We start from the raw sequence: 18,376 nt of genomic DNA, 5'->3' as shown, positions 1-18,376 counted from the left end.
CGGCCTTAGGCGACGTGGATGCGGTACCGTGGTCCCTTACCCCATACGCCCGGCCTCCCGCTCCTCACCCACATAGCCGATGTACCATTCGAGGTACCCGGCGACCTCTTGGCCCAAGCGATCAGGGGACGCCTTCAGGGCCTCGGCCGCTGCGTTCACGGTGCCGTAGGGCTCGCAGACCTCGCCGAGGTAGAGGTTGATCTCCTCGTTCAGCTGCTCCTCCGACATGTCGTCGAAGCGGTTGGCTTTCCTCGCCTTTTCCAGCTTGCGGAGGCGGAGATCGATCACTTTCGAGGTCATGGCTGGGTCATCTCCTCCAGGCGGGCAAGGCGCTCGTGCAGATCGGTCGTCTCGATGGCACGGACGTGGGCATCAACGGATTTCGAGATGTCGGCGGCCTCCGACGGGGTGAGCTCGCCAGCGGCAACAGCCTGCAATAGGGCGTGCGTGGCCTTGGGGGGTCAGCAGTGGTTTCGATCACGGGAAGGTCGAACTGCACCGGGCGGTCCTTCCTGGCCGGCATGAGGCGATCCAGGCACATCCGCAGAGCCTGCGTGTCGCCGTCCGTGGCGAGCTCGATAGCTTTGCGAACGATGCTCTCGGCATCGCCCTCCAGGATGGCCTCCAGGGCAAGCGTAGAACGGTTGCGGCTGCCTTTCGGGCGGCCGGCAGGGTTTGCCGCTCTTGCCCTTCTCGAACCTGCTCTTTCGCTCCGTCATAGTTCCATAACTCTACTACGGATCGAACGGTGGCAATGAGTTAGTCGGTTTGTCCGCTGTTCTGTTTATATCAGAAACGGAACAGGAAGGCGCGGGCCTAATAAGCTGATGTTGCACGCCATCAACGATGGGCTGCTGCTGCAACGGGATGGCGGCGCCAGCACCAGGCCGAGGACGCCGGAAGAACGGGCAGGCCGCCATTCAGCTGAGTACATCGCCAAAAGGCGCGCGATCGCGCAGGCCGGGCGGGAACTCTGAAAGACGACGCAGATCCTTGAACAGATGCTGCGGGACGCAGGGCGGTAGTTAGCGGCAAAGGGTACGAACGAGCCTCAGCGGCGCGTCACGAGGTGAACCTTACCGTGTTCGCGAGTTGCCGCTCCATCCAGTCCTGCGCCACGTCGAGGTTCGCGAACTTGGGCGCATTCTGATGATGAACGCGGCCGAACCCGGCTTCCAGGAACCAGCTGCCAGCCTCGTGTTCGTGCTGCTCAGAGAGTTGCACGAGGATCGCCACGAGGAAGCCATCGGCAAAAACCAGATGGCTTTCCGTGTCATTGCTGTCCGTCGCAACCTGCACAGGCTGGAGGTGAAGGCTCATCTTTCAACCCGTTTTTGCAAAATGGAGGTAGGTGGGATCGAACTCTGATGTCTGCGTCAGCTCATCCCACGCATGGACGACGAGGGTGTTGCCTCGCAGCGTAATCAGGCCCTGGCCCCGCATCGCTTGGAGGGTTCGGTTCACGTGGACGGTCGAAAGCCCGAGCGCATCGCCGAGTTCGGCCTGAGTGATCGGTAGGGGACACCGATGGTCACCGGCGAGGCCAACCGCTTGCAGCTTCGCATACATTTCGCAGAACAAGTGACCGATCCGGCCGAAAGCCGACTTCCGGCCTATCCCCGCCATCCACTCGCGGAAGATGGCTGCATCGATCAGAGTGTCCCGCCAGAGCAGCGCCCCGACACGCGGGAAGCGCATTGTCAGATCCAGCAAGCTCTTGTGGGGAATGAGGACCACGGTCGCCTTGGTTATCGTCCCGAGGCTGTGATCCATGGTGTGCAGGTGCAGGCTTTGCAGATCGGGAATGTCGCCGGGGATGTGGAACGAGAAGATTTGCCGCCCATCTCCGAGGATCTTGAAGCGGCAGGCCCAGCCTTCAATGATGAGGCAGCATTGTGAAGGCTTGTCGCCTTCATGCACGATGGTCTGCCCAGCCTGAAAAGTGCGGATCTTGGTCGGCAGGGCGTGAATGGCCTCACGCTCCTCGTCGGATAGAGTGGCGATGCTCTCCAGTTTGCGGATGAGCATGGTCAAAGGCTTGTCGTTGAAAGCTGGGTGCATGGCCGCTTCACCTTGCGTTGCAGGCGGAAGCGCATGTCTCTCCCAGCTACCAGCACCTGTGTCAGACCAACCGGTAATGCAGCTAATCTTAAACGTGCGTGATGCCGGCGCATTCACACACGATAGCATGCACCGCTCGACTACTCCTTGGGTAGTCTACCTGACACTTCCACCAACCAAGACCCGCTGGGGGACGTCGGCCGGCTGCCGGATCAGCCATGTCCCTGTGTAGACCAGCGCTGCCATGCAGACCGCCTGAGCTGCAAAAAATCTCAGCCACGGCAACTCAAGTGAGTGCGGCAGCTCAAGAAGCAGTCGCATAAGGGGGGGGTTGAAGTCACCTCCTGCAATATTGCGGTCGGCACACCGTGCCATCGCCTCTACTTCATTACGGCAATTGAATGTCAAACGTTATTCGCCCGGCCAGCAAGCATGTGCCCCGCATGATCGTGAGTCCGTCCGTCGGGCAACTCAATTGGCGCGAGAGATGAGGGCTGAGATCGCTAGGAGCCGTGCCCTCCTGAGCGAAGCGAGGGAGACCCTCCGCAAAATCCCGGACAGCCGGACGAACTTCGATTAGCTCCAGGCCGTAGAGCTTCAGGCACTCAGCCTTCTAATCGACGGGCGGGAAATGCTCAATGAATCGCAGGCCATCCCATAGCTCGACGGCGTGGCCGTCTACCATCGCCTTGGCGCGCTCACAGGCCTCCGCGTCGTCATCTGCCTGAAGACGCATAGCGTTCACAACCGTCCCGCTCTTAGCGATTAAGATCACGCGGTAGGCGGGTGGCTTCGGCTCGTTGGGGACATCTGTATCAGTTTGAGATGTGTCGGCCATCGCGCGGCACTCCCTGGCAGTAGCGGGAGCGCACACATCTCTCAGTCGTCAACTCGCTGGTTCGGTATCGACGATGGAGAACCATAGCAACGAATTGGCCTAGTGTCCTTCGCATAGGATTATTTGGCGCATGAGCTCCAAGGCCGCGGATCTCGCGCGAAGCTACTGCACCCAGCGTGGCGAGGTAGACGGGTAGACCTGTCGGCGACGTAGCTCCTCGATAGCCTCGGTGAGGGCATTCTTGGCGGCATCGGCAACAGGGGCGGTCATTCGGTCTCCAAGCAGATCTCCATGAAGTCGAGGTTCCGACGCGCCAATCGGAGCGTCTCCTCCACCATCATGAGCACATGCTGAGCCTGCCACTGAAGGCGATGCAACTCGTGCGATCTGTGCATCTCGGCGCTCCTCGGCTTCATTGAGGCTCTGCCGGAGGCTAACGATCAAAGATTCGATTTGGGGGGCCATCGCAGCCGAGGCGTTCTCGGCGCCCAGGCTGCGGCTCGTCAGCGACCGCAACCCGCTCTCATCAACGACCACCGTCGTCTCCATCATCAACTCAAGTCTGGCATCGGATACCGCTTCTTCATCAGAGGTTGAAGCGGCCAATCCCTTTCGCGAGTCCGGCTAAGCGGAGCGGCGCGTTCTGCCGTGGCGTGGTAGAACTTTCGATGTTCCGCTCGAATTTCCTTGAGCCGCATGTCTTGGAATACACTGCACACCAATTTTGAACCTAGGCATAAACAATGGCTGCTTCCGAATTCGTCGACGCCTCATCGGGGCGCATATCCGCCGGCATCGGAGGACTCGACGAGATCCTAAGCGGTGGCTTCGATGCCAATCGCGTCTACCTCGTCGAAGGCCAGCCCGGCAGCGGCAAGACCACTTTGGCCTTGCAGTTCCTCCTTGAAGGCGCGCGTCGGGGTGAGCGGACCCTGCACATCTGCCTGTCGGAAAGCGGCCCAGAGCTCCAGCTGATCGCCGAGCGCCACGGTTGGTCGCTGAAGGGTATCGAGCTTTTCGACCTGTCCTCTTCCGAAGCCAGCCTCGACCCCGACGAGGAGCTGACCGTGTTCCAGCCCTCGGCGGTCGAGCTTAGCGAGACAACGACGGGGATCATCGAGCGGATCAAGGCCCTCAAGCCGACACGCGTCGTGTTCGACAGCCTATCGGAGATGCGGGTCTTCGCGCAGAGCCCGCTGCGCTACCGGCGCCAGATCATGGCGCTCAAGCACTTCTTCGCCGCCCAGCAATGCACGGTGCTGCTCCTCGACGACCTGTCCTCGCAGGACGGAGACGTTCCACTCCACAGCCTGGCGCACGGCGTCGTCCTGCTGGAGCAGAACCCGGTCGACTTCGGCGCGGAACGCCGCCGTCTGCGCGTGATCAAGATGCGCGGCATCCAGTTCAAGGGCGGCTACCACGACTTCACCATCCGCCGGGGCGGGCTTGAGATTTACCCCCGCCTCGTCGCGGCCGAGCATCACAAGCGCTTTCTCGGCGACTTCACACAGAGCGGAAACGGCGAGTTGGACTCCCTCCTGGGCGGCGGCCTGGAGCGCGGAACGAATGCGTTGTTCATTGGTCCCGCCGGCGTGGGCAAGTCGACACTGGCGCTGACCTTCGCCGTGGCGGCGGCTCGGCGGGGGGACCACGCCGTCATCTTCGCCTTCGACGAGGGCCGCGGCACCATCGATGCCCGTGCCAAGGCCATTGGCCTGGACATCGAACCGCTGATCCAGGCCGGAACTCTGCGCATCGAGCAGATCGACCCGGCCGAGATGGCGCCCGGCGAGTTCGCCCATCTCGTGCGGTTGAGTGTCGAACGAGACAAGGCCTGCATCGTCATCATCGACAGCCTCAACGGCTATCTGAACGCCATGCCGGACGAGCGATTCCTCATTCTGCAGATGCACGAGCTGCTGAGCTACCTCAGCCAGATGGGTGTCGTTGCGATCCTACTCCTGGCTCAGCACGGTCTGGTCGGGCCGATGGAGACGCCAGTCGACATCAGCTACCTCAGCGACGCGGTGCTGATGCTTCGCTACTTCGAGGCCGAAGGCCGTGTCCGGAGGGCCCTGTCCGTGCTCAAGAAGCGCAGCGGCGCACACGAGGACACCATTCGCGAGTACCAGCTGACTTCGGACGGCATCAAGCTCGGCCCGCCCCTGACCGAGTTCAGCGGCATCTTCACCGGGTCGCCGACCTATACCGGAAACCAGAAGCCCTTGATGCCGAAGCTCCCCCATGATTGAAACCGCCCGTATGGGGGAACGCGTCCTCGTCCTGGCGCCGACCGGTCGCGACGGCCCCGCCACCGTCGATGTGCTCCACCGGGCCGGGCACGAGGCGTCGGCCTGCGCCGACGTGGGTGCACTCCTTGACGCGTTCGACGGGGGCGTGGGGACCGTCCTCGTCGCCGAGGAAGGTTTCCTCGGGCACGACGTCAAGTCCCTGGTGGAATGGGTGCAGGGGCAGCCACCCTGGTCGGACCTTCCGTTCCTGATGCTGACGAGCGACCGCGAGGCCCCCTCTATCCGTAAGCAGCGCGAGCGCCTGATCGAGCGGTTGCGGAACGTCGTCCTGATCGAGCGCCCGGTGCAACCCCTGACCCTGTTGAGCGCCGTTGACTCCGCCCTCCGAGCACGCCGGCGGCAATACCAAGTCAGGAGCCATCTGCTCGAAAAGCAGCGGACGGAGGAAGACTTGGAACGGCGCGTGGCGGAACGCACCGCCGAATTGCAGGTCTCCGAGGATGCTCTACGGCAGTCGCAGAAGCTCGAAGCCATCGGGCAGCTCACCGGCGGCGTCGCGCATGACTTCAACAACCTCCTGACGGTCATCAAGTCCTCTACCGACCTGCTGAAGCGTCCCGACCTCTCCGAGGAACGGCGTGCCCGCTACATCGGGGCGATCTCCGACACCGTTGATCGCGCCGCGAAGCTGACCGCGCAACTGTTGGCCTTTGCCCGGCGACAGGCCCTGAGGCCGGAGGTGTTCGATGCGAGCCAGAGCCTACAGGTCATCGGTGACATGGTCGCCACCCTGACCGGTGCCCGCATCGAGGTCGCGATCCGCACCTACGACGAGGCTTGCTTTATCAGCGCGGACCCAAGCCAGTTCGACACCGCCCTGGTCAACATGGCCGTCAACGCGCGGGACGCTATGAATGGTGAGGGCCGGCTTACGATTAGCATCGACCGGGCGGCGATTATTCCCGCGATGCGGTCGCATTCCGAGCGGGCCGGTGACTTCGTTCGGATCACGCTGTCGGACACCGGTAGCGGCATTCCAGGGGATCAGCTCAACCGGATTTTCGAGCCCTTCTTCACCACCAAGGGCGTGGGGCAGGGTACCGGCCTCGGCCTGTCGCAGGTCTTCGGTTTCGTCAAACAGTCCGGCGGCGAGATCCTAGTCGAGAGCGAGCTCGGGAAGGGCACGACATTCAGTCTCTATCTGCCACGGGTCGAGAACAAAGGCGGCGCGCAGCAGGAAACGCAGGCGGACGAGGCAATCGTCGACGGACGGGGCACCTGCGTGCTCGTAGTCGAGGACAATCGCGAGGTCGGCACCTTCTCGACCCAGACACTGGAGGAACTCGGCTACGGCACCCACTGGGTCGCGAATGCCGCAGAGGCCCTATCAGCCCTCGCAGCGGAGTCGACCGCCTACGACGTCGTGTTCTCGGACATCGTGATGCCGGGCATGAATGGCGTCGATCTCGGTCGCGAGATCAAGCGGCTCTATCCCGGTCTACCAGTCGTGCTCACCAGTGGCTACAGCCACGTGCTCGCCCAGGAAAGCGAGCACGAGTTCCAACTCCTGCAGAAACCTTACTCGGTCGAACAGCTCTCGCGGTTGCTGAGCAAGGCTGCCAGCCGGAAGCGCCGTAAGCGGGTCGTGGGGCAGTAATTCATCCCCGGCAGAGCTGATCGGACGACCCCCGCCATCCGGCTCGCAAAGGCAGGACGTCCCTGACCTCTACGCGCCCGACACCAGCGGAACATGGCCGGGCTCCGTACCGTTCGTTCCTGGTTCGGCCGAGATGGTCGCCATGGCGTCACGCTCCGGTGGCGGGCTTCTGCGGGACTAGCTGCTTCAATCCTCCAGCTAGGCCGTGAAGAGCCGCGGCGGCGGCCTGCTGGCGGACCTCGCGGGCCTCGATGGTGATGGCGGCGACCATCGCGAACTCGCGGGCGTCTAGGATTCCTTTGAGGTAGGCGGCTTGTTCGCATGGGGTCATGCTCGAAATCCAAAAGCTGGTTGATGTGTGAGTAGGTGTTGAACCGCACGGCGTCCCGGGCGAGGCAGGCCTAGATCAAGGTCACTGAACAAGTCACGGCCAACCGCCATTCGACGGAGACCGCGCAAACCCAAGTGGATTGTGCCATGAACACTCGTATTGCTTCTGCTGTTGCTGCTGTCGTCCTCAGCGTCAGCGCCGTTGATTCGCCGGCCATTGCCAAGACTTATCTCGCACGCGGCGAGGTTCCGGCCTATGAGGTGACCTCTTCCAGCGCGAGCCGCGTCACAGCCGATGACGATCTGACTACCGGATCGATCGGGTACAGCCGTGGCCGGGGCCACGACTCGGCTCAGGAAGGCAACGCCAATCAGCCGAACTTCCCGGTCCAGCAGTACGGCCAGACCTCGGGCGGCGGTCGCTAAGCCTTCACATCCATAAGACGACCACCGGCGGGGCGAGAGCCTCGCCGTTTTTGCGTGTGCGGGATCGCGGCCTTGTGCTGCCAATCTGTTCCTGGCCTTCAGGAAGCAGGATACGTTGCCCTCGCACACGGAGAGCAAGTCATGCCCGACAAACTGGTCGTCCACACGGAAGACCTTGGAAACACCGAGTACGATGGCAACCGACGTGCTTGCGCTGAGCAGGCATCCGAAGCGGCATCGACTGCGGGGAAGAAGCTGACGACCGGGCCTGTGACCGGCACCAATGAGGCTCGGGATGTTGCGCTGGCTCAGAAAGGTACGAGCGAGATAGCGGTTGTCCGAGGTAAGACAGAGATCTGAGCATCACCGATCATACCCGCCACCCCGCGAGGCCGGTTCATGCCTCGGTGATGATGGCTTCGCGATGATCGGCCTTGGCTGGGGCCTGCTCGCAGATAATGGCGATGGTGTGCGCTAGGGCCTCGGGTCCGCCGGCCTGGACTAATTCGTCACTCTTCCTACAGATCGTGCGAGAGAACGCCGTGGCGGCTGGGGTCGGTGCATTGGTGTTCTCAGGTCGAGGACGAGGGCCGTCTCAAACATCCGGTTCGGGCGAAAAGCGGCCTTACCAGGGTGCACTCTTTTGGCGATGAGCTGCCACGATCCGGGGCCATCGCGCCCGGCGGATAATGGGCGCATAAGGGGCCATCACTGGCTTTGGTCCCGGCCGTCAGTGCCTGAGAGTAGCGAGTGCTCCCGCCCTGATTTCGCGGAGCACGTCTGTGTCTGACAAACCTTTAGCTATCCTCATTGCAGAGACTGATCCGCTCGTCCGCATGGTCACCGCCGACATGCTGACGGATCTTGGTTATCAGGCCATAGAGGTCCGCACCGCCACCGGGGCATTGGAGGTGCTTCAAGGACCAGCTACCGTGCGCATGCTGATTACGGGGCGTAGGATTACGGGTGATGGTGTTGCCCTCGCGCACCTCGTTCGCCACCGTTGGCCCAGTGTTGCCATCATTGTCACCTCAGGAGCTGGAGCTGAGTTTCAGCACGAGTTGCCACCGGGTACGCGCTTGCTCCGTAAACCGTACAGATTTGCGGATCTTGTCCAAGCGGTGGAGGCCGACCTCGTACAGGCGCGGGACGAGCCCTCAGCCGCTCCCGTATTGCCGAGCGGTGTACCCCCTCATAGGGGCTTGGACCTGGGCCACGGCGTGGGCGCCATTGCCGCTCCCTCGACCGAGCCGGACAAGACGTAACCTCTGTCTCCACGAGGGCCCGTCCGGCATGCTTCACGATACTTGGCGCCCGAACGGCTGCCGGCTGGTGATGAAGCTGTTAGGCGGGCTCAGTGCAGGGACGGAAAGCGTTGGATGAATCGCTGATTGTCCCATAGCTCTAGCACCCGTCCATCCATCAAGGACTCCGCTCGCACAATAGCATGGTCGTCGTTCTGGGCCCTGATGCGGATGAAGCCGATGACTGCTCCATTCTTCGCGAGCATAATTGCAACGTAGCTCGGCGATGATCTGTAATTTTGATAGGCCGCACGAGATGTGGGCGAGTGGGTCATTTCATCACGCTCCTATCGGAGGCGGGAGCGCACGACTCTCTCAATCATCGAAGCCAAGGGTAGAGACCGTTGATGAGCAACCTTAGCCGTTACGTATAGAATGGCCCATAGATCTCTTCAGATCTGAAACATTTACTCACAGAGACGCATCGATCTAGATTGACGGCATCACAGGAAAGCGCAGGACCGCTTACTATATCCACCCCCCGTCATTGATCTGTGTCCTTATACGATACGGCTCCGCCAGAACGTGTGCGTGAGAAATGCCAGCTGCGAGCGCAATAGCAGCGGACGAATAGGAGCTTGATGATCGGCAGGAGTGGAACCCAGCCGTCGTCACTGACCACCGAAAGCGGTTTTTGTCGCTTCGGCAAGCCGACACGGCTACGCTATGATTGGGTAACGTGGGGATCTGCATATCCCATCATGCCACGGTACCCAGACTACTCCAAGGTTGGGTCAATCCCGTCAGATTTTGAACTGACCCACCGCCCATTGTCATTGTCGCTCCGCCTTGCCCTTTCAGGCATGCGATGAACGAATGCTCCTCCCTTACGGGACCAGGCAGAAACGTGCGATAATATGCGGATGACACCAGTCAGCATTTGCGTCCGCGCGATCGACACCGCCTCCGAAATCACCGACTCCACGTTGGTTGAGAAAGTAGAGGCTGCAATCGATGCGCTGGAGGCGTCATGCTCCACGCCGAGCGAACGGGTCCTCGCGCTGGAGCGTGTCTATGGGACGTTCGCGCGTCGGCGCCGTAGCAAAACCAACGCTCCGTTTGGCCGGTTCATTGCCCACCAAATCGATGTGCGCCAAGACCGCATATTGGCACGAGCCTAAGTGGTACCCTGCCGGGCTCGGCCGATGCCAGTTCGCCCATGCCTGGGCTGAGGTCTGTCTACCCCGCGAAGGCTGGGTCTCAATCAGCCCAATCCACTCATCGGCCGCCCGAGATCCAAAACTATTGACGGCGGGGCGGAAGCCTCGCCGTTTTTGGTGTGGGGATCACGCGGGTCTCCCTCGGGTACGCCACGTTTCAGCGGATTTGTGCGCCAAACCAACAACCTCCTCGATCCAAGCCGCGTCGGCGTTGGTGACACGGGCTGACCGCTCGAATGTCCTGAGACGGTCACGGTCAGCCTTATTGAGGAAACGTCCTCCAAACGCCTTCGGCATCGTCCAATCGATCATGAGAGCGTAGCCGGCGGCACTGCTCCAGGGCTCCACAGGCTTGGTATCCCAAAGGCGCATCCCCGGCCTGCTACAGGGTGCGGAGGGGGCGCTGTCGCCGGAAGCGGGCGGCCGCGAGGAGGGTTGTGGTGTACCTACATCGACAGGCCAGGCTTGAATGGCGCCGGTGAGAGCGTGCCAATCAAGGCCGGCTGCGGCGAGCGTCCGGCCTATGGCGCGGGCGGCGGCGATAACTTCGTTGTCCTGATCGCTGCCGAGAAGCGGCAGGAGCTTGCCAAGCTTCTGACGGACCGCAGGCGGGATCATGACCGCCATCCAGGTAGGCCAGTCCATGCATGATCGATGAGGCCTTCCCTACGCTCAGCGCGGTCATGTGCGGCGTCGGCTACAATGCGCAGGGCTGCCTCCATTGCCTCACGACCGCCGTTGGCCGCTGCTTCCTCGCCATTGCGGCGGATGGCAGTCTGGTAGGCCCTCACGGCCGGTCCAACGAGTGTTTGGCTCTCGACTACGGTGACGAGGGCTAGAAGCGCTTGGCCGATCAGGTCGGCACTCTCCTGCGACGAGGGCTTCACGACGGCTTCTGGCTGCTTGATGGATTCAGCAAGCTGTTCGGTCGTCCGAGGACGGATCATGGCTTCGGGCTCGCATCCGCGGCAAAAAGAGGGGGGCCCGGCGGACATCAACGCACGGGCTCGCAAATTCCTGCGGTTCGCGTCTTCGAATGGAAATGATTTGGTAACCATCAATAAGCAATAATTTTATCAACTTATTTTGCGCGTGGAACGCCACACATCGCGGGATGTTGAATTCAAATGCATGAGCGGCCACTGAAGCGAGAGCCGAGATGTTGCGCCCAATCCTTGTGATAACCCTTCTCGCAATAACGCCTCTTGCCATTTATTCGGCCTCGACATGGCCGGACAAGGCGAAGATCGACGCCGAGACTCATGAAGAACGTGAGCGGTTTTTAGGCCGTCTCGCCGAGCAGCAGGCCCTACGCTGTGAAGAACATCGCCGAGAGTCCGCGAGCGATGGCTGCCCCCGTCCCGTCCGGTTCCAGTAGAGCATCCCCCACTGGGGCCAGTTCGCGCGGATTATCCTTTGCCTTGCCATTCGCGGACGGCACTGGGCAGAGACGATTTAACCGGCGCTGCTGAGCGAGAGCCGGACCCTTGCGAGACCGCCTTCATGTCCTTTGTCGCCGATAAGTTTGCCTGAGGTACCACGCCCGGTCTAGGACGCGGGCGGCGTCTCTGCACGGCTATGAGACAGATCGGAGGCTTGGTTGACGGAACCCGAACAAGGCAGCGCTGAGGCGGTCTATGTCTCAGCCATGGTCGGCGAAATGATGCGTCGCGTTCTAAATGATGCTCTCGTTGACCTCGCGCGGACTAAAGGCTCTGGCTATCTCGACACATTCCTGCAGCGCGAACTTACCCGCTACGTTGAACTCTTCCGTGAGCGGTCCGGCGACACAGCAGAGATAACCGACGCCTTGCGGGCATGGTTTCTGACTGAGGGTAGTACGGCTCTGCAGGCCGTTATTGCGCGCGCAAAAGCGGACGCGACCCATGAATAGGGTTTCCGTTGCGCTCAAGTTCCAGGGCCTACTCGCTGTGGCCAGAGTGGAACACAGCGCGGTCAAACCGTTCGCTCTTCGAGCCCACAACGAGATTGCTGGCGAGGCGGAACCCTTCAGACCACATATCGCTTTCGTCTGAACCCCGTTGGTAGGGACATTCATCCAAGGTATCACCCTGGTTAAAGGCTTCAAAACCAACCCAAAACGGCGCAGCAGGATCTACTTCAGCCATTGAGCCCTCCGGACCAATCCAGACGGTGACGGTGCAACCTCCGTGCATCACGGGGGGCAGGCCGCCGGATGCCCTCCGGGGATCAAAAGGCCACGAGACCTGAATGCAACGCACCAATCTTCGGTCGGAAACGTATAAGCTGGGCCATAGGAGCTGCCAGCTTGGCTGCACCTGCCGAGAAAGATTGCACGACCTATTGGGCTACCTTCGTTGGCCCCGACGGGGCGGAATCGCTTACGGTCCTGTTCTTCGCCCTCGATGATCGCGAGGCGAAGTACAAAGCCAAAGCTATGTTGGATGCCCACGGCGTGGACCTGTGGGACGGTGTGCGTTTGATCGGGCGCTTCCCGCCGAGCTAAGCGATGAGTCCGCCCGCTCTCGTCTCGGCTGCCTTAAGGGCCTCGATTGCCCGCGCAATGCGCTCAGGGAAGTCGCCCTCGATGAGGGGGAAAGCGTCCGCCATCGCATAGTCGACTCCGATCTTGAACAGGGTCGAGTGACGCTTCTCAGGTCGGGGAGCCCAGATAAGGAAACGGTTGCGGGTGTAGATCATGGCGATCTGCCAATGCAGGTGCGTTGACGATCAATCCTGGCCGATAGGGATGGTTTCGCTGCACGGTTGCGTGGGTATGACATGCGACCAAGCATTCCAGCTTGGCCGTGCGTACTGGAAACTCGCCAAGCTCTGCGATTTGCCTAGAAGTTCGCCCTCGCTCCCGGCGCTATGGCATTCGGCCGGGTCGAGGTCGGGGGCGAACAGCCCCCACTGGTATCCGGCGGGGATCATCGGGCGACCTCGTGACCACGCCGGGCGCAGTAAGTGGTGCCGACACCAAACGCCTCGATCATGACGAAGCGCAGAGCGGCTTCTATCGCATCACAACAAATCCCGCCCGTCACCGGATTGCGACACTACGGACCAGCTAGAGAAGCCGAAATTTGGTGGCCGAAAGACGACACCCCATTGGGGTCATGATAGGGCCCTCTCATGGCTGCCAGGCACCCCCGACACATCGCCCTGACCGGACCTCTCGCTGAATACGTCGATCATCAGGTGGCCCAGGGTGAGTACGCCTCGGCCAGCGAGATGGTCCGCGTGGCGCTCCGTCTCCTGATCGAGCGCGACGAAGCCAAGGCCCGGCGCAAGCGCGGGGCGAAGATCGCCTCAGGACAAACCCATGACCGCCCGTGAAACCGTGCGCTCCGAGCACTCGGTCGACGAGGCCACCCGCCTCGCCATCCTCGACGATTATGCCATCCTCGATACCGACGCCGAGCAGGGTTTCGACGACATCGTCCTGCTCGCCTCGCGGATCTGCCAGACGCCGGTCGCCCTGGTTAGTCTCGTTGCCAGTGACCGGCAGTGGTTCAAGGCCCGCGTCGGCTTCGACGCTTGCGAAACGCCTCTGTCGCAATCGGTGTGCGCGAACGCCCTGCTTCAGCCCGGTCTCCTCATCATTCCCGACCTGACCGCCGATCCGCGCACCCGGGACAACACCCTGGTGACGGGCGGACCTCGCATCCGCTTCTACGCCGGCGCCCGGCTCGAAACAGACGAGGGCGTCGCGCTCGGGACCCTCTGCGTCATCGACGTGGAGCCTCGGCCGGAAGGGCTGACGCTGGCTCAGACCGAGAGTCTGGAAGCCTTGGCCCGACAGGTCATGTCGCAGATGAAATTGCGTCGCTCCATGGCTGCGCGGGATGAAGCGTGGCGTAAGTCGCGGGAGAGCGATGCCCGCCACCGGCAAATCATCGACAGCGCCATCGACTACGCCATCATCACAATGAATCTCAATGGCCTCGTCACGAGCTGGAATATCGGTGCCGAGACGATCCTCGGCTGGACCGAAAAAGAGATGTGCGGCCAACTCGCCCACGTCTTCTTCACCGAGGAAGATGTACTAGCCGGCACTCCAGAACGTGAGATGGCAGCGGCCCGCGAGAGTGGTCGTGGCAACGACGAGCGCTGGCACCAGCGCAAGGATGGGTCGCGGTTCTTTGCCCTCGGCGAGATGATGCCGCTCCATGCCGATGACGACACCCATATCGGCTACCTCAAGATCCTGAGGGACCGCACCGACCAGCGGCTCGCGACCGACGTGTTGCAGCAGCAGACAGATCTACTCCAGACTGTCGCCGACCACGTCAGCGAAGCCGTGTTTCAGCTCGACCTCGATGGCGTGGTGACCTTCGCCAACCGCACGGCGCACATCATGCTTGGCTGGGATGCGGGCATGCTGATCGGGCAGGACCTGCACGAGGCCGCTCACCACCACTACCCCGATGGGCGTCCGTTTCCGGTCTCAGAATGCAACTTCGTCGACGCAATCCGCGAAGGGAAAGTACTCCGCGAGCGAGAGGCGACGTTCTTCCGCCGGGACGGCACGCCCGTCGAAATGGTCTGCTCAAACGCGCCCATCCTCCGGGGGGAGGAGATTGTCGGCGCCGTGCTGACCGTCTCCGATGTCACGAAGCGGCGTCAGGACGAGCGGCGTCTCCGAGAGCTGAACGAGACGCTTGGGGAATTGGTCGCTGAGCGCACCCAGGAGCGGGACCGGATCTGGCAGGTTAGCCAGGACATGCTCGGCGTCGCCGATGCGAACGGCGTTTGGATCAGCATCAACCCGGCTTGGCCGCGGATCCTCGGATGGGACTACGACGAGATTCTCGGGAACACCTCGGAGTGGCTTGAACATCCCGACGATCGCGAGAAGACGCGGGCCGAGGTCGACCGCCTCGCCGCCGGCGGACTGACACTGGCCTTCGAGAACCGGTTCCGGGCGCGAGACGGCAGTTACCGCACCCTGTCGTGGACCGCGGTGCCCGTCGAGGGCCTGCTCTACTGCGTCTCGCGCGATGTCACGGAGGAGAAGGAGCGAGCCGCCAGCCTGCTCCAGACCCAGGAGGTGCTGCGGCAGTCGCAGAAGCTCGAAGCCGTGGGCCAGCTCACGGGCGGCGTCGCACACGACTTCAACAACCTCCTGACCGTCATCAAGTCCTCGACCGATCTCCTCAAGCGCCCCGACCTCACCGAGGAGCGGCGTGAGCGCTACATCGGGGCGATCTCGGACACCGTCGATCGAGCTGCCAAACTCACGGGTCAGCTGCTCGCCTTCGCCCGGCGACAGGCCCTCCGCCCAGAGGTGTTCGATGCGAACCAGAGCGTGCAGGCCATCGGCGACATGGTCGCCACCCTGACCGGTGCCCGCATCGAAGTCGCGATCCGCATCGAAGACGAGTCTTGCCGTATCAGCGCGGACCCGAGCCAGTTCGACACTGCCCTGGTCAACATGGCCGTCAATGCCCGCGACGCCATGGATGGTGAGGGCCGGCTCACGATTGCCGTTGACCGGGCGTCAACCATCCCGGCCCTGCGCTCACATCCGGAGCAGGCCGGTGACTTCGTCCGGATTGCGTTGTCGGACACCGGCACCGGCATCCCAGCCGATCAGCTCGACCGGATCTTCGAGCCGTTCTTCACGACCAAAGGCGTCGGGCAAGGGACCGGTCTCGGTCTCAGCCAGGTGTTCGGCTTCGCCAAACAGTCCGGAGGCGAGGTCCTGGTCGAAAGCGAAGTCGGGAGGGGCACGACATTCAGCCTTTACCTGCCACGCGCCACGATCGAGGGTAGCAGTCTGGAAGACGCTGCCTCCAGCGAGCCCACGGTCGATGGGCGGGGCACCTGCGTGCTCGTCGTTGAGGACAATCGCGAGGTTGGCCTCTTCTCGACCCAGACGCTGGAAGAACTCGGCTACAGCACTCACTGGGTCGCGAATGCCTCGGAGGCCCTGTTGGCTCTCGCAGCGAAGCCCATCGCCTACGACGTCGTGTTCTCAGACGTCGTGATGCCGGGCATGAATGGCGTCGAGCTGGGTCGAGAGATCCGGCGGCTCTATCCCGGTCTACCCGTCGTGCTGACCAGCGGCTACAGCCACGTGCTCGCCCAGGAGAGCGACCATGGGTTCGAGCTCCTGCAGAAGCCCTACTCCGTCGAAGAGCTTTCACGGTTGCTGAGTAAGGCCGCCAGCCGCAAGCGCCGCAGGCGGGTTGTGGGGCGCTAATTCGCGTGCGGCAAAGGCCAACATGCTGAAATCCGCCACGCGGGCTCACGGTGGCGAGGGCCCCTGATCTCTACGCCTGCGATAGAAGGCAACCGAGCGACGGTCCTGGAAGCCTGATCGCATGTTCGCTCCGGGAAAAACTCCCCTATTTTTGGGCAAGTGGTCTGCCGTGCAGCCGAGCTGGCGCTCCCTGCGAACTAGCATCGAATTTGAACCACCATTGAACGTCGTGGGCGGCTTTCATGCCCTTTGGATCAGCCGGGGTGCCCGAGCCTATGAATCGGCCTGTGAGGGCGCCGAAGACGATTTGATGAATACGGTCGCCGAGGGGGTACGCCACCTTCCCCGTTCATGCGCGTCCCGCTACCAGGGCGGGATGGCAACATCCGAATGAGCGAATTTCTCGGGCCTCGGCGACCGCCAGCGATCCTATGTGGCGATCAGTAGGCACCGCAAGCCGGCTTCGGTCGCCGAGGGGGTACGCCACCTTCCCCGTAACAGCACAGCCCGCTACCAGGGCGGGATGGCAACATCCGAATGAGCGAATTTCTCGGGCCTCGGCGACCGCCAGCGATCCTATGTGGCGATCAGTAGGCACCGCAAGCCGGCTTCGGTCGCCGAGGGGGTACGCCACCTTCCCCGTAACAGCACAGCCCGCTACCAGGGCGGGATTGCACAGCCGAATGAGCGAGATTTCTCGGGCCTCGGCGACCTGCAGAATTCTAGAACAAGGTAGCACCGGCGACAAGAGCAAGTTGTTGCCCAGCCATCACCTTAAATCTTGTTCAACCGATATGAAGATCAAAGTCGCCGATAGTCGTCAACGTCTGTTCAGCAAACATTTTCGCCATCGCTTGAATTTGGTGGTTTGTGTTTAGAGGAGCCGAAGCCTTACTAAGGTAGGATACCTCGAATGTACCTATAAAACGGTCATTTTTTACAAATCCAACAGCTTGCGTAAAGGCTGTCATGGAAACCCCGAAGGGCAATACGATGGATGGAACCCCTAACACTTCTGGCATTACATCGCCTGGGGCGGTATCGATCCGAGCCAAGTTTGTAAAAATAGTCGGGTTCTCGCAGTCGCAAGATAGATATTCGTCCGTCGACCGAAAGGATAGGTCGCTCATACCATTGCTTCCCATCATGGCGTCGCCAGCTGATGCAACACTCAGCATAGAGATGCGAGCTTCGATGGTTCCATCCTCCAACCGTGAGACCATGCCTTTCGTTACAGGTGCGCGCAATCCATTAAGCCTCGCCAACGACGCATTCAGCATCGGATTGGGCGATTTCGTCTCAGCGTATGTAGCAAACCCACCATTAATCTCGGCCTTCGAGGGTAATCCCAGGGCTAGCGGTTTTCCTACGTCTATTTCGTAATGTTTAGAACGGAGCTTGAAAGCCTCCGGACCAAGTACATTTTTGAGCGTAAGTAACATATTGTCCGTTTGCTCATTCTCCCACGATAGAATGCTTTTCCCAGGTTCGCCAATGCGATACAGTTTCCATTCTCTACCGTTAGTCAAAAGATAAAAAAATGCTCCTATTTCTGGATGCGTAGCGTATGTGTGAGCCTGCTCTGACTCCTCGATTGTTAGCTCAACGCTTGAAGCCTTAGCTTCCACAACCCATCGCCCGTATGGAACGATTTCGCATATATAATCAGCCCTACCTTGCAGGACTGGATCTTTTTTGGAGTTCTTTCTTCCCAAAAAAGCACGGCTATACCGAAGCGTTACTTCAGTGCGGATATGTGCTTCCGTGCCGTATTTATAGCCAAGCTTATCGAGGAAGGGGCGGACAATGATTTCGCGGACATCTGTTTCGTTCATGCGATCGCAGTTCATGTCGCGCTCTCCCTTGGAAGCCGAGTGTGCTTCACCCCGCCCGAGAGAGTCGAGGGCTCTTTCACGCCTCGGCCGTCATGAAGCGCGGCGGCGCTGGGTCGAGGAAACTCAGCGCAATGCTCTGAAGCTATGAGACGGCCGCCGAGGGGGTACGCCACCTTCCCCGTAACAGCAGCCCGCTGAGATAGCGGGACGCCAAACCGGACCTGCGAATTTCCCGGTCGTCACGGCGACCAAGCAGTGATTTTGCCTGTCCTATGGAAACGAAGCAAGGCGCAGGCAGTCCCAGCGAGTGACATTATATCGTT

Annotated in this window: 21 protein-coding genes and 1 pseudogene; 10 read left to right on the top strand and 12 right to left on the bottom strand. The window is 61.3% G+C overall.

The window, feature by feature from the left end; translation table 11 throughout:
• Positions 1-36: 36 nt before the first annotated feature.
• From ACYQOP_RS18345 to ACYQOP_RS18315, 7 genes and pseudogenes are all read right to left on the bottom strand, one after another.
• A complete protein-coding gene (locus ACYQOP_RS18345; RefSeq protein WP_461223378.1) occupies positions 37-300 on the bottom strand; it encodes a hypothetical protein in 264 nt (87 codons plus the stop codon).
• On the bottom strand, positions 297-437 hold the full coding sequence (locus ACYQOP_RS18340) for a hypothetical protein (RefSeq protein ID WP_461223377.1): 141 nt from the start codon (positions 435-437) through the stop codon (positions 297-299). Before ACYQOP_RS18340 ends, ACYQOP_RS18345 begins: the two co-directional genes overlap by 4 nt.
• Before the next feature lie 137 nt (positions 438-574).
• Positions 575-619: pseudogene (locus tag ACYQOP_RS18335) on the bottom strand (hypothetical protein); the annotation flags it as partial.
• A 443-nt stretch (positions 620-1,062) separates the two neighbouring features.
• Entirely contained in the window at positions 1,063-1,320 is a 258-nt protein-coding gene (locus ACYQOP_RS18330; protein WP_461223376.1) for a hypothetical protein, read from the bottom strand.
• A gap of 3 nt (positions 1,321-1,323) precedes the next feature.
• Positions 1,324-2,061, bottom strand: a complete 738-nt coding sequence (locus ACYQOP_RS18325; RefSeq protein WP_461223375.1) for a Crp/Fnr family transcriptional regulator — start codon at positions 2,059-2,061, stop codon at positions 1,324-1,326.
• A gap of 613 nt (positions 2,062-2,674) precedes the next feature.
• Positions 2,675-2,899 (bottom strand): hypothetical protein, encoded by a 225-nt coding sequence (locus tag ACYQOP_RS18320; protein ID WP_461223374.1) that lies wholly within the window; start codon positions 2,897-2,899, stop codon positions 2,675-2,677.
• Between the two features lie 266 nt (positions 2,900-3,165).
• Positions 3,166-3,294 (bottom strand): hypothetical protein, encoded by a 129-nt coding sequence (locus ACYQOP_RS18315; protein ID WP_461223373.1) that lies wholly within the window; start codon positions 3,292-3,294, stop codon positions 3,166-3,168.
• Positions 3,295-3,642: 348 nt separating this feature from the next.
• Between ACYQOP_RS18315 and ACYQOP_RS18310 the strand changes: the two genes are divergently transcribed.
• Positions 3,643-5,151 (top strand): ATPase domain-containing protein, encoded by a 1,509-nt coding sequence (locus tag ACYQOP_RS18310; protein WP_461223372.1) that lies wholly within the window; start codon positions 3,643-3,645, stop codon positions 5,149-5,151.
• Entirely contained in the window at positions 5,144-6,808 is a 1,665-nt protein-coding gene (locus ACYQOP_RS18305) for an ATP-binding protein (RefSeq protein ID WP_461223371.1), read from the top strand. Before ACYQOP_RS18310 ends, ACYQOP_RS18305 begins: the two co-directional genes overlap by 8 nt.
• 148 nt (positions 6,809-6,956) lie before the next feature.
• Here the strand turns inward: ACYQOP_RS18305 and ACYQOP_RS18300 are convergent, their stop codons facing one another.
• A complete protein-coding gene (locus ACYQOP_RS18300) occupies positions 6,957-7,139 on the bottom strand; it encodes a hypothetical protein (protein ID WP_461223370.1) in 183 nt (60 codons plus the stop codon).
• Positions 7,140-7,285: 146 nt separating this feature from the next.
• Here ACYQOP_RS18300 and ACYQOP_RS18295 point away from each other — a divergent pair, with 146 nt between their 5' ends.
• The 3 genes from ACYQOP_RS18295 to ACYQOP_RS18285 all read left to right on the top strand — a co-directional run bounded on the left by ACYQOP_RS18295 (position 7,286) and on the right by ACYQOP_RS18285 (position 9,989).
• Positions 7,286-7,564 (top strand): hypothetical protein, encoded by a 279-nt coding sequence (locus ACYQOP_RS18295; RefSeq protein ID WP_461223369.1) that lies wholly within the window; start codon positions 7,286-7,288, stop codon positions 7,562-7,564.
• Between the two features lie 141 nt (positions 7,565-7,705).
• Positions 7,706-7,924 carry a hypothetical protein gene (locus tag ACYQOP_RS18290; RefSeq protein ID WP_461223368.1) on the top strand — a complete coding sequence of 73 codons (219 nt, stop codon included), beginning with the start codon at positions 7,706-7,708 and terminating at the stop codon, positions 7,922-7,924.
• Positions 7,925-9,731: 1,807 nt separating this feature from the next.
• Positions 9,732-9,989 (top strand): hypothetical protein, encoded by a 258-nt coding sequence (locus ACYQOP_RS18285; RefSeq protein ID WP_461223367.1) that lies wholly within the window; start codon positions 9,732-9,734, stop codon positions 9,987-9,989.
• Between the two features lie 165 nt (positions 9,990-10,154).
• Here the strand turns inward: ACYQOP_RS18285 and ACYQOP_RS18280 are convergent, their stop codons facing one another.
• Positions 10,155-10,646 (bottom strand): hypothetical protein, encoded by a 492-nt coding sequence (locus ACYQOP_RS18280; RefSeq protein WP_461223366.1) that lies wholly within the window; start codon positions 10,644-10,646, stop codon positions 10,155-10,157.
• 29 nt (positions 10,647-10,675) lie between these two features.
• Here ACYQOP_RS18280 and ACYQOP_RS18275 point away from each other — a divergent pair, with 29 nt between their 5' ends.
• The gene (locus tag ACYQOP_RS18275) at positions 10,676-10,867 is read left to right on the top strand and encodes a hypothetical protein (protein ID WP_461223365.1); all 192 of its coding nucleotides are present in this window, start codon (positions 10,676-10,678) and stop codon (positions 10,865-10,867) included.
• A 761-nt stretch (positions 10,868-11,628) separates the two neighbouring features.
• Positions 11,629-11,922, top strand: a complete 294-nt coding sequence (locus tag ACYQOP_RS18270; protein WP_461223364.1) for a hypothetical protein — start codon at positions 11,629-11,631, stop codon at positions 11,920-11,922.
• A 28-nt stretch (positions 11,923-11,950) separates the two neighbouring features.
• On the opposite strand, the gene ACYQOP_RS18265 is transcribed toward ACYQOP_RS18270, so the two are convergent.
• Positions 11,951-12,157 (bottom strand): hypothetical protein, encoded by a 207-nt coding sequence (locus ACYQOP_RS18265; RefSeq protein WP_461223363.1) that lies wholly within the window; start codon positions 12,155-12,157, stop codon positions 11,951-11,953.
• A 161-nt stretch (positions 12,158-12,318) separates the two neighbouring features.
• Here ACYQOP_RS18265 and ACYQOP_RS18260 point away from each other — a divergent pair, with 161 nt between their 5' ends.
• A complete protein-coding gene (locus ACYQOP_RS18260; RefSeq protein WP_461223362.1) occupies positions 12,319-12,516 on the top strand; it encodes a hypothetical protein in 198 nt (65 codons plus the stop codon).
• Here the strand turns inward: ACYQOP_RS18260 and ACYQOP_RS18255 are convergent.
• Complete coding sequence (locus ACYQOP_RS18255; RefSeq protein WP_461223361.1) at positions 12,513-12,710, bottom strand: hypothetical protein; 198 nt, start codon at positions 12,708-12,710, stop codon at positions 12,513-12,515. The genes ACYQOP_RS18260 and ACYQOP_RS18255 overlap by 4 nt on opposite strands.
• Positions 12,711-13,145: 435 nt before the next feature.
• Here ACYQOP_RS18255 and ACYQOP_RS18250 point away from each other — a divergent pair, with 435 nt between their 5' ends.
• Entirely contained in the window at positions 13,146-13,349 is a 204-nt protein-coding gene (locus ACYQOP_RS18250; RefSeq protein WP_207414314.1) for a type II toxin-antitoxin system ParD family antitoxin, read from the top strand.
• Positions 13,336-16,218 carry a PAS domain S-box protein gene (locus tag ACYQOP_RS18245; protein WP_461223360.1) on the top strand — a complete coding sequence of 961 codons (2,883 nt, stop codon included), beginning with the start codon at positions 13,336-13,338 and terminating at the stop codon, positions 16,216-16,218. The genes ACYQOP_RS18250 and ACYQOP_RS18245 overlap by 14 nt, the downstream gene beginning before the upstream one ends.
• A gap of 785 nt (positions 16,219-17,003) precedes the next feature.
• Here the strand turns inward: ACYQOP_RS18245 and ACYQOP_RS18240 are convergent.
• The gene (locus ACYQOP_RS18240; RefSeq protein WP_461223359.1) at positions 17,004-18,068 is read right to left on the bottom strand and encodes a type I restriction endonuclease subunit R; all 1,065 of its coding nucleotides are present in this window, start codon (positions 18,066-18,068) and stop codon (positions 17,004-17,006) included.
• Positions 18,069-18,376 lie beyond the last annotated feature (308 nt).

This window comes from Methylobacterium sp. CM6247 (genome assembly GCF_054817925.1).
Note: the sequence above shows the minus strand (reverse complement) of the source record. Positions and strands in the feature narration are given on the sequence as shown.